Source organism: Chryseobacterium balustinum (assembly GCF_900168205.1).
Taxonomy (GTDB): domain Bacteria; phylum Bacteroidota; class Bacteroidia; order Flavobacteriales; family Weeksellaceae; genus Chryseobacterium; species Chryseobacterium balustinum.
Genome location: NZ_FUZE01000001.1, coordinates 483,408 through 498,826, shown reverse-complemented (window position 1 = coordinate 498,826; position 15,419 = coordinate 483,408). Strand labels below are relative to the sequence as shown.

16 protein-coding genes are annotated in these 15,419 nt (G+C 32.4%); all 16 read left to right on the top strand.

The annotated features are described in order from the left end of the window. Positions 1-63 precede the first annotated feature (63 nt). The 16 genes from rfbB to B5X64_RS02340 all read left to right on the top strand — a co-directional run bounded on the left by rfbB (position 64) and on the right by B5X64_RS02340 (position 15,419). A complete protein-coding gene (gene rfbB / locus B5X64_RS02415) occupies positions 64-1,143 on the top strand; it encodes a dTDP-glucose 4,6-dehydratase (protein WP_079463730.1) in 1,080 nt (359 codons plus the stop codon). 10 nt (positions 1,144-1,153) lie between these two features. Continuing rightward, positions 1,154-2,017, top strand: a complete 864-nt coding sequence (gene rfbA, locus B5X64_RS02410) for a glucose-1-phosphate thymidylyltransferase RfbA (protein ID WP_079463729.1) — start codon at positions 1,154-1,156, stop codon at positions 2,015-2,017. A gap of 168 nt (positions 2,018-2,185) precedes the next feature. Beyond that, a complete protein-coding gene (locus B5X64_RS02405; RefSeq protein ID WP_079463728.1) occupies positions 2,186-3,043 on the top strand; it encodes an ABC transporter permease in 858 nt (285 codons plus the stop codon). 132 nt (positions 3,044-3,175) lie between these two features. After that, on the top strand, positions 3,176-4,417 hold the full coding sequence (locus B5X64_RS02400; RefSeq protein ID WP_079463727.1) for an ABC transporter ATP-binding protein: 1,242 nt from the start codon (positions 3,176-3,178) through the stop codon (positions 4,415-4,417). A gap of 24 nt (positions 4,418-4,441) precedes the next feature. Further along, on the top strand, positions 4,442-5,083 hold the full coding sequence (locus tag B5X64_RS02395; protein ID WP_079463726.1) for a CmcI family methyltransferase: 642 nt from the start codon (positions 4,442-4,444) through the stop codon (positions 5,081-5,083). Next, positions 5,083-5,802: a class I SAM-dependent methyltransferase gene (locus B5X64_RS02390; RefSeq protein ID WP_079463725.1), complete on the top strand. Its 720-nt coding sequence runs from the start codon at positions 5,083-5,085 to the stop codon at positions 5,800-5,802. Before B5X64_RS02395 ends, B5X64_RS02390 begins: the two co-directional genes overlap by 1 nt. Next, positions 5,795-6,715 (top strand): glycosyltransferase family 2 protein, encoded by a 921-nt coding sequence (locus tag B5X64_RS02385; RefSeq protein ID WP_167370491.1) that lies wholly within the window; start codon positions 5,795-5,797, stop codon positions 6,713-6,715. Before B5X64_RS02390 ends, B5X64_RS02385 begins: the two co-directional genes overlap by 8 nt. A gap of 49 nt (positions 6,716-6,764) precedes the next feature. After that, positions 6,765-7,757, top strand: coding sequence for a GDP-L-fucose synthase family protein (locus tag B5X64_RS02380; RefSeq protein ID WP_079463723.1), 993 nt, complete (start codon positions 6,765-6,767; stop codon positions 7,755-7,757). Further along, entirely contained in the window at positions 7,735-8,910 is a 1,176-nt protein-coding gene (locus B5X64_RS02375; protein WP_228418696.1) for a DegT/DnrJ/EryC1/StrS family aminotransferase, read from the top strand. The genes B5X64_RS02380 and B5X64_RS02375 overlap by 23 nt, the downstream gene beginning before the upstream one ends. A 5-nt stretch (positions 8,911-8,915) precedes the next feature. Further along, positions 8,916-9,776 (top strand): alpha-1,2-fucosyltransferase, encoded by an 861-nt coding sequence (locus B5X64_RS02370; protein WP_079463722.1) that lies wholly within the window; start codon positions 8,916-8,918, stop codon positions 9,774-9,776. Beyond that, a complete protein-coding gene (locus B5X64_RS02365; protein ID WP_079463721.1) occupies positions 9,761-10,792 on the top strand; it encodes a glycosyltransferase family 2 protein in 1,032 nt (343 codons plus the stop codon). Before B5X64_RS02370 ends, B5X64_RS02365 begins: the two co-directional genes overlap by 16 nt. A 6-nt stretch (positions 10,793-10,798) precedes the next feature. Beyond that, positions 10,799-11,881: a GDP-mannose 4,6-dehydratase gene (gene gmd, locus B5X64_RS02360; protein ID WP_079463720.1), complete on the top strand. Its 1,083-nt coding sequence runs from the start codon at positions 10,799-10,801 to the stop codon at positions 11,879-11,881. An 80-nt stretch (positions 11,882-11,961) separates the two neighbouring features. After that, positions 11,962-12,762, top strand: a complete 801-nt coding sequence (locus tag B5X64_RS02355; protein ID WP_123921007.1) for a glycosyltransferase family 2 protein — start codon at positions 11,962-11,964, stop codon at positions 12,760-12,762. A gap of 7 nt (positions 12,763-12,769) precedes the next feature. After that, a complete protein-coding gene (locus B5X64_RS02350) occupies positions 12,770-13,690 on the top strand; it encodes a glycosyltransferase (protein ID WP_079463718.1) in 921 nt (306 codons plus the stop codon). Positions 13,691-13,696: 6 nt separating this feature from the next. Then, positions 13,697-14,569 carry a glycosyltransferase family 2 protein gene (locus tag B5X64_RS02345; protein ID WP_079463717.1) on the top strand — a complete coding sequence of 291 codons (873 nt, stop codon included), beginning with the start codon at positions 13,697-13,699 and terminating at the stop codon, positions 14,567-14,569. An 82-nt stretch (positions 14,570-14,651) separates the two neighbouring features. Next, positions 14,652-15,419 carry a hypothetical protein gene (locus tag B5X64_RS02340; RefSeq protein WP_079463716.1) on the top strand — a complete coding sequence of 256 codons (768 nt, stop codon included), beginning with the start codon at positions 14,652-14,654 and terminating at the stop codon, positions 15,417-15,419.

Here is a 15,419-nt window from a genome sequence, read left to right as displayed (position 1 = left end):
TCAAATAAAAATAAAAATGAATACCAAAAGCCAAAAGCTTACGGTGAAACGCATTTTATCTATATGAAAAACATCATCATCACAGGCGGAGCCGGATTTATCGGATCACACGTTGTAAGAGAGTTTGTAAAAAACAATCCGGATTCTACCATCATCAATCTTGATGCGCTAACGTATGCCGGAAATCTTGAAAACTTAAAGGATATTGAAAATGAGCCTAACTATGTTTTCGAAAAAGCAGACATTACAAAACCTGAAGAGCTAAGAAAGGTTTTTGAAAAATATAATCCAGACGCGGTTATCCACTTAGCTGCAGAAAGTCATGTAGACAGAAGCATTACAGATCCGATGGCATTTATTAATACCAACGTTAACGGAACTGCCAATCTTTTGAATCTTTGTAAAGAATTCTGGACACTAAACCCGGATCACACACACGGAAGATTTCCAAACGAAAAAAGAACAAATCTTTTTTACCACGTTTCTACAGACGAAGTTTACGGAAGCCTAGGTGAAACAGGATTCTTTTTAGAAACCACTTCTTACGATCCGCAATCTCCTTATTCAGCATCAAAAGCAGCTTCAGACCATCTGGTAAGAGCTTACGGAAATACTTATGGAATGCCGTTTATTATTTCTAACTGTTCAAACAATTACGGTCCAAATCATTTTCCTGAAAAATTGATTCCTCTTTGTATTTCTAATATTATTAATGAAAAGCCTTTACCAATTTATGGTGACGGAAAATATACAAGAGACTGGTTATTCGTCATCGATCACGCAAAAGCGATTCATCAGATTTTTAATGATGCTAAAACAGGAGAAACTTACAATATCGGAGGCTTCAACGAATGGCAGAATATTGATTTGGTAAAAGAATTAATCAAACAGATGGATGAAAAGCTTGGAAACCCTGCAGGTCATTCTGAAAAACTGATCACTTATGTAAAAGACAGACCAGGTCATGACAAACGTTATGCGATTGATGCAACAAAACTAAATCAAGAATTAGGCTGGAAACCTTCTGTAACTTTCGAACAAGGATTAGGAAAAACAATCGACTGGTTCTTGGAAAACAAGGAATGGCTTGAAAATGTAACCAGCGGAGATTACCAGAAATATTACGAAAAACAGTATAATTAAAACACACAAGATGAAAGGTATTATTTTAGCCGGAGGTTCCGGAACAAGACTTTACCCTCTTACCATCGCCGTAAGCAAACAGCTGATGCCTGTTTACGACAAACCGATGATCTATTATCCTCTTTCCACATTGCTTTTAGCAGGAATCAGAGATATCTTAATCATCACAACCCCTCATGATCAGGCAGGATTTATCAAACTTTTAGGTGACGGATCTCAATTGGGATGCAATATAGAATATGTTGTTCAGCCAAGTCCGGATGGATTGGCACAGGCTTTTATCCTAGGAGATCAATTTATTGGCAATGATTCTGCTGCCTTGGTTTTAGGTGATAATATTTTCTATGGCTCTGAAATGGGAACTTTATTAAAAAACAAGACCAATCCCGATGGAGGTGTTGTTTTCGCCTATCATGTTGCAGATCCCGAAAGATATGGTGTTGTAGAGTTTGATAAAAACCTGAAAGCAGTATCTATAGAAGAAAAACCTACACACCCAAAATCGAATTATGCAGTTCCGGGATTGTATTTTTATGATAATGAAGTGGTAGAAATTGCAAAAAACATCCAACCCTCCCCAAGAGGCGAGCTTGAAATCACCGACATTAACAACGTTTACTTACAGAAAGGAAAATTGGAAGTGGGGGTACTCGACAGAGGTACCGCCTGGCTAGACACAGGAACTTTTGATTCTTTGAATGATGCTTCAGAATTTGTACGCGTCATTGAAAAAAGACAGGATTTCAAAATCGGTTGCATTGAAGAAATTGCCTTCAGAAATGGATTTATCAACGAAGAAAAGCTATTAGAAACCGCAACCAAATATGGTAAAAGCGGATATGGCGAATATCTTAAAAAGCTGGTAAATAAATAAAAAACATCATAAAATACATAAAGCTACTAGTCTGAGATTAGTAGCTTTTTTGTTTAAAGAATAATAATTAATATATTAGCTATACATTTGTTTGAATATGAAGAATATTTTAAGATTCAGCAAACTGAAAATCAATTAATTATTTTAAATTTGTAAAAACTCCCACAAATGAATGAACCACAGCAAAAGTGGACAGAAACAATAGGGTCTCATCACTCTTTATTTCAACTCAATTTAAAAGAAGTATGGCAATACCGAGATTTGGTATTTATGTTTGTAAAAAGAGATTTCATCTCTTCTTTTAAGCAGACCGTTTTAGGCCCGCTTTGGTTTTTCATCAATCCTATTTTAACAACCATCGTTTTCACACTTGTTTTTGGGAACATAGCAAGCTTACCTACTGACGGCATTCCACCTATATTATTTTATTTGGCAGGAAATACACTTTGGGGATACTTCAGTACCACAATGCTTAGCGTTTCTAATGTATTTACAGGAAATGCCGGAATTTTCGGTAAGGTATATTTTCCCCGATTGGTTACTCCAATTTCTACGATTATTTCTAGTTTTATGCGGCTCGGCATCCAGCTAATTTTATTTTGGATTGTACTCGCTTATTACATTTACAGAGGAGAAGTACAACCTAATTCTTGGGCATTTTTCTTTCCTGTTTTAATTTTATTTCTTGCATTATTTTCATTAGGATTAGGAATGATATTTTCTTCATTAACAACAAAATATCGAGATTTATCTTTATTATTAGGATTTGGCGTAAGTTTATTCATGTGGTTTACTCCTGTCATTCTCCCGACGTCATTGGTGAAACAAAAGTTAGGAAGCTATGGTTACTTAGCAGACCTAAATCCGCTCACTCCTATTTTTGAATGTTTTAAATATGGTTTTATCGGTTCAGGAGATTTTAACTTGACAAGATTATTGATAAGCTTTTCTTTTATCATCATAATATTAATGTTGGGAATCGTCGTTTTTAATAAATCTGAGAAAACTTTCATTGATACGGTTTAAAATGAATAATGAATAATGAGTAATGAGTAATGAGTAATGAGTAATGAGTAATGAGTAATGAGTAATGAGTAATGAGTAATGAAAATTACATTATTAAAGAAGATTAATTAAATTTATTTAAAATCAAATTACATGCTTGCATTAAAGGCAGAAAATATATCAAAACAATACAGACTAGGGCAAGTAGGTACGGGAACTTTAACCCATGACCTCAACCGATTTTGGCACAAAATACGAGGAAAGGAAAACCCTTATCTTAAAATTGGCGAATCCAACGACCGTTCTACCAAAGGAAGCTCAGATTATGTATGGTCTCTTCGTGATATTAACTTCGAGATTGAGCAAGGCGACGCCGTAGGAATTATTGGCAGAAACGGAGCCGGAAAGTCTACTCTTTTAAAACTCCTCAGCAAAGTGACCAAACCTACCACCGGAAAAATATATACCAACGGAAGAATTGCCTCCCTATTGGAAGTAGGAACAGGTTTTCACCCTGAAATGACAGGTCGTGAAAATATTTATCTTAACGGAGCAATTTTAGGAATGACTCGTAAAGAAATTACCCGAAAATTTGATGAGATTGTAGATTTTTCTGGTGTTGAAAGATATATTGATACTCCCGTAAAAAGATATTCTTCAGGAATGTATGTGCGTTTGGCATTTGCCGTTGCAGCGCACCTAGAATCTGAAATTTTGATAGTAGATGAAGTTTTAGCTGTTGGTGATGCCGAATTTCAGAAAAAATGCCTGGGGAAAATGGGTGATGTCACAAAAGGCGAAGGAAGAACCATTCTTTTTGTGAGTCATAATATGGCAGCAATACAAACATTATGCAACTATGGTATTCTTTTAGAAAATGGAAAATCAAAATTCTCAGGCGAAATCAATGATGTTATATCATATTATTCTACCACGAGTGATTTGTCAGAAGAAATCACTCCAAATACTGAAAACATAGCTTATTTGACTGGACTCAAAATATTTTCCAACGACAAATTGGGTATCATTTGTGGAGCAGATGTAAAATTCGAGTTTACAATATTTTCTAAACAAAATTTAGAGAATATTGTAATTGGTCTCGGAATAAATGACAATATGGGAACTCGAATTATGACTCCATTTTCAATGCATTTTGATAAAAAATTCAATCTAAATGTAGGAGAAAATATAATATCTTGTAGTATTCCGAAATTTCCACTCAGACTAGGTACTTATCAAGTTGAGATTTATATCGGAAATGGTGACAAAACTTTCGATTACTACGATAAGGGATTAATTATTAAGGTAGAATCTTTCGATGAAAATTATGTGAAAATACTTAATGAGCAAGCTCAAGGAAGCATAATATTGCCACAAGAATGGATAAAATCTTAAATTCTTCAAATTAAATAACCACATATGTTTACAAAGAAAATTGAAAATTATAGTGATAAGATAGATTTTTCGGTAAAAAGTATTGAAAAAGGACATCACAAAGTTTTGTTTCATGGCATCCCTATGATTAGGTGTCCATTTGATTATGTAATTTATCAAATGTTGATTTGGGAAGTAAAGCCAGACTTAATCATAGAAATAGGCACCAACAGGGGTGGGTCTGCTTATTACTATGCGACTATTTTGGATGCATTAGGTAATGGTACAATTCATACAATAGATATTATTGAGATGGAAAAAGATCAACGAATTATTGATCATCCTAGAATTAAATTATTTACCGAAGGATTTGAACAATATGATATTGAGGAAGCCAAAAAATTCTCAAAGATTTTAGTAATCGATGATGGTTCTCATACCTATGAAGATGTGAAAAAATCTCTTGATAAATTTAATGACTTAGTAAATTTAAACTCATACTTTATTGTTGAGGATGGGATAATTGATAAACTTGGAATGAGTAAAGATTATCAGGGAGGCCCCAATAAAGCAATAAAAGAATTTCTTAAGAAGAATAAAAGTTTTGAAATCGATCTTAAATGGACAAGTTTTTTTGGTAAAAATGCCACTTTTAACACAAACGGATACCTGAAAAAAGTAAAGTAATGAATAAAATAAAAAAAATTATAAAATCCATCTTAAGGTTAGATCAAAAAAACGAACCATACGATTTCGACAAAAACAATCCTTTGGGCGACGGTGGTGAAAGAGTAGATTTTACATATTCTGACAATTTAGATATTTCAAAACTAGATTTGTATCAGCAGAACCATGTTCAAAGGTATCTATTCGCAGAAAAAATAATCCAGCAAGGTTGTGATTGCGGAGATTTTGCATGCGGCACCGGATATGGAAGTGCTATTTTAAGTAAAAAAGCAAACAGTGTACTCGGAATTGACCTCAACGAAAAAGTGATTTCTGAGATAAAAAAAAGATATCAAAATATTCAAAACGTCTCTTTTGAAAACAAAAACTTGTTAGAAATTGATTTTAAAAATAAATTTGACACCATCGTTTCTTTTGAAACAATAGAACATTTCACTGAAGAAAATATCCTTAAATTAATAAGTCTTTATCATAAAGCTTTGAAAAATAAAGGGCAACTGATATTTTCAGTTCCGTATATGCAGGAAGAATCTGAAAATGCTAAAAAACTTGGCTTTCATTTAACTTTTGAAATCAATGAAAATAAAATTTCAAACTGGCTAAGCGAAATAGGATTTACTGTTGAAAAAAATTATTATCAAAATTATAAAACACATACCATCCACGAAAATCTAGATGATAAAGAATTTATTATCTGTATCGCCAAAAAAAATGCCTAAAGTATCTATTTGCATACCTACCTACAATAATCTTGAAGCGTTCAAAAGGTGCTTAGATTCTGTTCTCATGCAGACTTATAAGGATTATGAAGTGGTGGTGACAGACGATTCTTCGAACGAAGATATTAAAAACTATTTGGCTGATAATATTAATCTGGAAAACATTTTTTATTTTAAAAATCAAAAATCTTTAGGTTCTCCTGAAAACTGGAACGAGGCAATAAGAAAATCTAAGGGAGAATATATCAAAATACTTCATCATGATGATTGGTTTACCTACAAAAATTCGTTAGAGATTTTTGTGCGTTTGCTAGACGAAAGCCCTGATTGTAATCTTGCATTTGTTGCGTCGAAAAATTATGATGTAGATAAAAAAACAATTATAAATTACAATAATCCGTCTTTAGAACAAATAAATAAAGTAAGACAGTTTCCAGTTATCCTTCTTAATGGTAATATTATTGGAGCTCCCAGTGCTGTCATCTTTAGAAAAGCCGATTCTCTTTTATTTGATGCAAAAACAATATGGTTTGTAGATATCGATTTTTATGTACAAATACTTAATAAAAACAACAATCTAAAATATGATGCTACAGATGCCATAAGCATTGGAATAAGCACTTCTCAAATTACGAAAAGCGTAGAAAAAGACAAAAAAATAAATATTTTCGAACATTTTTATTTTTTAAACAAATGGAATATTCGAAAAATAATAGGCTCTCAATCTGAGCACAGTACCGTTCAATTATTAAAGAAATTTAATATTTATAGTATTTATCAAATTAGAAAATTAGGATATGAAAATCCAGTCCCTATTGATTTAAATAAAATTTTATTAAGGATATTTCGAGAAAGAATTAAAAAAACAACAACTGCACTTATCAAATCTATAGTAAACAAAATTAAACGATAAAAATCGTTAGTAAACAAAAAGGCTAGATTTTTATAAAAACTAGAAAGTCATGAATAAATCCTCAAAAATATTCATCACAGGACATCGCGGGATGTTGGGAAGTACTACTTTGAATTTATTTAAAGAAGCGGGTTACACCAATATTATTACTGCAACGCATTCGGAATTAGATTTAACCAATCAACAGAAGGTTGAAGAATTTTTCCAAAGAAAAAAACCTGAATATGTGATTCATATTGCAGCGAAAGTAGGTGGTATAAAAGCCAACATCGACAATCCTGCTATTTTCTTGTATGACAACCTCATCATGCAAACGAATGTCATCAATTCATCATATAAAAACGATGTTAAAAAATTTGTTTTTTTAGGGAGTTCATGCATTTATCCTAAAGAATCGCCACAGCCGATGAAAGAAGAATACCTTCTCACCGGAAAGCTGGAACCCACCAACGAAGGTTACGCCATCGGAAAAATTGCAGGAATCAAATTATTAGAAACTTATTATCAGCAATATGGTTTCAACAGCATCAGCCTTATGCCGAGTAATCTTTATGGACCTAATGATAGCTTCGATTTGGCTCATGCTCATGTTTTATCTTCACTCGTCAAAAGATTTGTTGATGCTAAGGAAGAAAATGCACCTTCGGTCACCCTTTGGGGAACAGGCATTGCAAGAAGAGAATTTTTACATGTAAATGACTGTGCAAAGGCCATTTTATTTATGTTCGAAAATTATAGCTCGCACGAATTTATCAATATTGGTCCTGGTAACGACATTGAAATCAAAGAGCTCGCAGAAACTATTGCGAAGAAAATAGATTACAAAGGAGAATTGCTTTGGGACCACACAAAACCCAATGGAATGCTGAGAAAATGCATGGATGTAAATAAGATGACAGAAACCGGCTTCCAACCTGAAATTAGTTTAGATCAAGGAATCGACCAGGTTATAAAAAGATATAAAGAAATTAAAGATGCTGCTTTTGGGCTTCATCTAGACATTCAAAAAAATAATACTGATGAAAATACCATTAATGCGTAAAGCCTTCTTAAATGAAGTAGAAACTAAAAAAGCTTTAGCAGAATTTATCCTTCAGGCAGATCGTCTAAGCATGGATGTAGAATGTGGAAAATTTGAAAAAAAGTTTGCTGAATATCAACAATGCAAACATGCTGTTTTATTCAACAGTGGTGGAAGTGCCAATCTTGCAATGCTTCAAGCTTTGAAAAATATGGGAAAGCTGAAAGATGGTGACAAAATAGGATTTTCAGCATTGACATGGTCGACCAATACCATGCCGATTATTCAAATGAATATGGCACCCGTTGTAATTGATGTTACACCTGAAGTAATCAATACAACTTCTAAAAATCTTTTAGAAAGATTAGAAACTACAAATTTACAAGCTCTTTTTATCACCAATATTTTAGGATTTACCGGAGATATCGATAAAATAAGACAAATATGTGAAGAAAGAAACATTATATTAATTGAAGATAATTGTGAATCTCTAGGTACAGAATTACCCGAAGGAAGAACAGGAAATTTCGGTATCGGGGCAAGTTTTTCATTTTTCGTAGCCCATCATATGAGTACTATTGAAGGCGGAATGGTCTGCACAAGTGATGATGATTTTGCGGAAATGCTTCGCATTGTAAGAGCAAATGGTTGGGACAGAAATCTGAACGCCGAACAACAAAAAAAATGGAGAACTCAATTTGGAATACAATCTGAGTTTGAAGCTAAATATACTTTTTATGACCTTGGATACAATTTCAGACCTACAGAGATTACAGGGTTTCTAGGTCAGTACCAAATGCAGTTTTTAGAAAAAAACATCAGTTCTAGAGAACAAAATTATCTAAGAATAGAAAAAATAGTTCACGAAAACCCCGATTTTATTATTCTTGAACACAGTCACATCAATGTTTTATCAACTTTTGCATTTCCTTTTGTATGCAAAACAGCAGAATTAAGAGCCCATTACTTACAGAAATTTATTGATGCTGGAGTAGAAATTCGCCCAATGATTGCCGGCAATATGCAGAGTCAGCCATTCTACAAAAAATACGTAAAAGAAGTTTACGATATGCCCGGAGCAGATATGATGCATAATAACGGTTTTTATTGTGGAAATTATCCTGAGCTTTTAGAAGAAGACCTTGTTGTTTTTGAAAACTTACTTCGTAAATAAATTAAATGGTTGCGATAGAACTCATTGGCGGTTTAGGAAATCAAATGTTTCAGTATGCTACAGCAAGAGCTTTGGCATTGTCTCGTCACGAAAAACTTGTGCTAGATCATCAACTCTTCACCAATTATGCACTTCATGATTATGGTTTGAATCATTTCAACATAGACTCTGCTTTTCTTGAAAAAAATAAAAGCGTTGTCGAACCTTTAAGAATCCTAGAAAAAGTAAAAGCTATTTTATCTCAAAAGAAAATTTACCATCCGTATATAGAACAAGATTTAACTTACGATAAAGAACTTTTTGAATTTACGCACAAAAACATATTCTTAAAAGGCTATTTTCAATCAGAAAAATATTTTATCAGATTTGAAAATCAGCTTCGAAGAGATTTTCAAATTATTTCTCCTCTTAAAAAGGAAACGACTGAAATGCTAGAATTGATTAATGCTCAAAATTCTGTTTCTTTACATATAAGACGTGGTGATTATGTCAGTAATCCGGAAGCAAACGCTGTACATGGAACTTGTGACCTCAACTATTACCACAAAGCGATTGAAATAATAAAAAAAGAGATAGAAAATCCGGTATTTTTTATTTTTTCTGATGATATTGATTGGGCAAAAGAAAATTTGAAAATTAACAGTATTACTCATTTTGTCGACTTTAATAATGCTTCTACCAATTATGAAGACCTTAAACTTATGAGTAATTGTAAACATAATATCATTGCTAACAGTAGTTTTAGCTGGTGGGGGGCTTGGTTAAATTCTTATAAATCTAAGATGGTAATTGCTCCATCCAAATGGTTTAAAACTGATATTCATAATTGTAAAGATATAATCCCGGAATCATGGCTGAAAATTTAAAAGTTCCGAAAATATCAGTCATCATGCCGGTATACAATGGTGAAAAATACTTGAAGGAAGCGATTGATAGCATTCTAAAACAGACCTTTGCAAATTTTGAATTATTGCTGATCAATGATGGTTCAACAGACTTAACTGAAGCTATTATTGGGTCTTATGATGATGAACGAATAGTTTACATCAAAAACGAAAAAAATTTAGGTTTAATAAAAACTTTAAATAAAGGTTTAGATCTTGCCAAGGGAGAATTTATTGCACGAATGGACCAGGATGACATTTCACATTCTGAAAGATTTGAAAAACAATTAATTATATTTGAAAAAAATACTGAAATAGGTGTTTGCGGAACATTATTTACACCATTTAACAATAGCAACAACAAGGAATATAATACCATAGAGCATCCTGAGTTACATAAAAGTATAAAAATCCAATTATTGGCCTTATGTATTGTAGGACATCCTACAATAATGATGAGAAAAAATGCTGTAGGCAATTTCAGGTATGATGAAAGCTTTCAGGCTGCTGAGGATTATGAATTATGGACAAGGCTGGTAACATCTACACAGTTTTACAATATTCAAGAATCTTTACTTCAATACCGTATTCATGACACCAATATGTCGGTACTTGAAAATTCTACGCAAGTAAACAATGCCAAGAAAATTACAGGCAATCAATTGAAAAATATCGGTATTGAGAACTCTGATTTTAATATTGAACAATGCCAAATTTTATTGGGCGCAGTTGATAGATTTAGGCTAAGTGATGATGAATTGAGAAAACTCATTATTTTTGCAAATCACCTGGAGTCTAAGAATGGGCAACAAAAAATCTATGATATTGAAGAATTGCATAAAATTGTACAGCAAAAATTATTGCAAGCTCTTCGCAAAACCGTAAATAAAAAATTATCAACCTTTTCTTTTCTGCTAAAAAACAGGAGAGAAATAATTACCCAAAGAAACATAATCACCAATATAAAAATGCTGGGGAAAATGATTTTAAAACAATAAAACCTTATGAAAGTAGCATTAATAACAGGCGTAACAGGGCAAGATGGTTCTTATTTGGCAGAATTTCTGCTCGAAAAAGGTTATGAAGTTCACGGAATCAAAAGAAGAGCATCTTCATTCAATACACAAAGAATAGATCATATATTCAGAGATCTTCATGAGAAAGATGTCAAATTTAAACTACATTATGGTGACCTTACAGATTCTACCAACCTTATCAGAATCATACAAGAAGTACAACCCGACGAGATTTATAATCTTGGCGCCATGAGCCACGTAAAAGTAAGTTTTGATTCTCCCGAATATGTTGCCAACACAGATAGCATCGGTACCCTAAGGCTTCTAGAAGCCATACGAATTTTAGGACTTACTCACAAAACACGAATTTATCAGGCTTCAACGTCTGAACTCTATGGTGGATTACCTGAGAACAAAAATGAAAAAGGTTTTTATGACGAAAAATCTCCGTTTTACCCTCGTTCACCTTATGGCGTTGCAAAAATATATGCCTATTGGATTACAGTAAACTATCGTGAAGCTTATGGAATGTACGCTTGCAATGGAATATTATTCAACCATGAGTCTCCAAGAAGAGGAGAAACTTTTGTTACCCGAAAAATCACCATGGGTGCCGCAAAAATTGCTTTGGGCTTACAAGATATCTTATACCTAGGAAACCTTAATGCACAGAGAGATTGGGGACATGCAAAAGATTATATTGAAGCCATGTGGCTTATGTTGCAACAAGATACTCCAGAAGATTATGTAATTGCAACAGGTAAAACAACTTATATCAGAGATTTTGTAAGAATGACATTTGCAGAATTAGGAATTGAATTAGAATTTGCCGGAGAAGCTGAAAACGAAGTGGGAAAAGTAAAGTCTTGTTCTAACCCAGAATACCAGCTTCCAATAGGAAAAGAAATTATAAAAATAGATTCTAATTATTATCGACCTACGGAAGTAGACCTATTGCTCGGTGATCCTACTAAAGCCAATACCAAATTGGGGTGGGCTCCTAAATATGATGTAAAATCTTTATGTAAAGAAATGATAGAAAGTGATATTTTACTTTTTAAAAATCTTTAATTAATACCTTTGTAAAGAAACACCCTTTACTCACTTGGTTAATAAATAGTAAAGCAGGTCAATCTGAAAAACAAATAGTGATGATGAACAGGTTAAAAAATTATTACAAATATCTATTTTATAAATATTCTATTCTTACTGATTCATTATTAAAAAAACAGAGAAAAAACCCTTTATCAATTCCTGTTATTATTATTAATTTTAATCAATTATATTATTTAGAAAAGCTTATTTCTTTCTTATTGGATAGAAAATTTGAAAACATTATCATCATTGATAATCAATCATCTTACCCTCCTCTTTTAGAATATTACAAAAGCATAGCAAATCAAATAACGATACACTACCTTGATGAAAATTTAGGTCACAAAGTATTCTATCAGAAACCTGAACTGTTTAATCAGTATGCCAAAGGATATTATTTTCTTACAGACGCAGATATTGTTCCGAATGAAAACCTTCCAGAAAAATTTCCATCAAAAATGTTAACTATTCTAGATAAATACTTCAGAGCGACTACAAAAGTAGGGATGGCATTAAGAATTGATGATATTCCTGATTCTTTTCCATTAAAAAATGAAGTCCTTTCTTGGGAACAACAATTTTGGCAGTCAGAACTGGAGCCGCAAGTTTACAAAGCGTCTATTGACACTACTTTTGCGCTATACAAACCCGGCTATTTTTACAAAGAGCAAAAAGATTTTATTAAAGGAATACGTATTGCAGGATTATATACCTCAATGCACGGTGGATGGTATAAAGACATGAATAATCTTACGGAAGAAGAAGAATTTTATCAAAAAACGGCGAATTCATCAAGCTCCTGGAATTTTGATAATAGCGGAAAAATGAACAAAATTTACACTCAATCATACAAATAATAATTGCATGAAAATTTTTACTGTGGTAGTCATTTACAATGGGATGAAAAACAACTGGATACATCAATGTTTTACCAGTTTATTAAGTTCTTCTACATCGGTTGAGATTATAGCTGTCGACAATCATTCAAGTGATGAAAGTGTTCAGTACATCAAGAAAAATTTCCCTTCTGTTATACTTCTTGAAAGCTCTGAAAATCTAGGCTTTGGAGGAGCAAATAACCTAGGCCTACAAAAAGCTGTAGAGTTGGGTGGTGAATTTTTCTTTCTGCTTAATCAGGATGCTTATGTAGAAACAAATACCATAGAAAAATTAATAAACACATCATTAAAAAATCAAGAATATGCCGTCATAAGCCCCATTCATCTAAATGGTAACGGAACAAAGCTCGATAAAAGTTTTGCAAAATCTGTATCACCCTATTATTGTGATGGTTTTTATGACGATTATGTTTTAAGCAATACCAAAAAAACTATTTATGAATCTCCATTTATATGTGCCGCTGCATGGCTTTTAACCAAAAAAGCGCTCAAAATTATCGGAGGCTTCAGTCCTGCATTTTTTCATTATGGTGAAGATGATAATTATTGCCACCGAGTGCAATATTTTAAAATGAAAATAGGCGTTGTTCCAGACACTTATATCTACCATGATCGTGAAGACAGACCAGCAAGTGCTTTCGACGAAGAAATAGTTTCTCTTCAGCGTCAATATACAGTATGGTGCAGCAATCCTAATAAACCGACAGATATAGACCGACTTATTAGGCAGTTTAAAAATAAAACGTTAAAATACACTTTATTGAGAAACCGAAAAGAAGTTAAAAACTCTAGAGAAATTCTTAAATTTCTACAGAATATGAGGCATAGCATTAAGACAGCATATAAAGATTCTATTTCAGACAAAACTTATAAATTTATTGGCTAAAACGTCATGATAACTATTTTCACTCCAACCTATAACCGAGCATATACCTTACCAAAATTATTTGAAAGCCTGCAAGCTCAGACTTCAAATCATTTTGAATGGCTCATTGTAGATGATGGTTCTTCTGATAATACTAAAGATTTAGTAGAAGACTTTAAGAGCAAAGCAAACTTTAAAATCACCTACATATATCAGGAAAATCAGGGTAAACATGTTGCCATTAATACTGCTCTTCGAAACATTAACACTTCATATTTTGCGACCATTGACAGTGATGATTTTTTAGAAAATAATGCGATCGAAACAATTTTCACCAAACTGCCATCAATAGATAATATAAAAGATATTATTGCATTAGCTTCGCCAATAAATATTTTAAACCAAAATACTGCCAATAATAAAATTACCGCAGAAACTGTTGCCTCCACTTATGAAATGATTTATAGATATAAAATACATGGTGAAGTTACCCTAATCTTCAAAACTGAGCTAGCTAAAAGGTTTGAATATCCTACTTTTATAAAAGAGAAATTTATGTTAGAATCTGTTGTATTTAACCGAATGGATAAAATGTATAAATTTTTATATATCCTTGAATCAATTGTCAATGCAGAATACATCCCCGATGGTTTGACAGCGCAGGGAAAGAAGAAATTAATCGACAATCCTAAAGGAGCGGCGTTGGCATATAAAGAAAAGACGAACAATTGTAAAATCCCGTTAGAAAACAGAAAAATGTTTGCAAAGAACTATTGGGATTATGAAAATTTGACTAACAAAAGTTTTATTTCTAAAATAAATAAAATTAAAGGAGTTAAAATAAAAATTTATATGATTAATTATTTTCTTAAAAAATATTTTTTTAAAACTACAGCCTAATAAAAGACATTCTTTACGAAACCAGATTTTTAAAATAATATTGAAAGTAAATTTTACTCAATAACCAAATTACCAAAAGCTGATGAAAATTCTAACAAAAATAAAAGACAATATATTTTCGAAATCACTCTCAGAAAATGCTACAACTATTACTGTTCTAGAAAAAACAGGCAATCAGATTTACACCGGTCCTTTTGCAGGTTTAGTTATTCCGGATATTTTAAAACCTAGTTTAAAATTAGCAGAAGCACTTGGTTTATATGAATACGCTCTGCATCGTTTTTTCTCTGATCTAATTAATAAAGACATAAAAAACATAATGGTAATTGGTGGTCACAAAGGTTATTATCCAGCAGGTTTAAGCAATCTCTTAAGACCAGAAAACATGTATGTTTTTGAGATGGATTCAAATTTCCAGCCTCTTATTGACTCTTGGGTTGAAGCAAATAATCTAAAACCCTATCATACCTTTGGTGAAGCTTCAGAAGAGATTCTACTTAGATGGAATAACAAAATAGATTTCTTACTTATTGACTGCGAAGGTGCAGAAGATTTTTTGTTACAGCCACAGAAATTTGTATGGCAAAAAAATACAGACATCTTGGTTGAGATTCATCATTTTTACGACAATAAAATATTAGGAAATCTTATCAGCAGATTTAAAAACACTCACGACCTTTCTATTATTTATGATGATATATTAGAAAATAAAAAAATTGAAAATGTATTAGAAGGTCTTGAGATAAAAGGTACTTTCAGAGGTCATCCAAAACATCGCTGGATTTTTGATAAAAATAGAAATAAAATAATAACTGCAGGAATATTTTTATATATGTCTGTAAAAAGATAA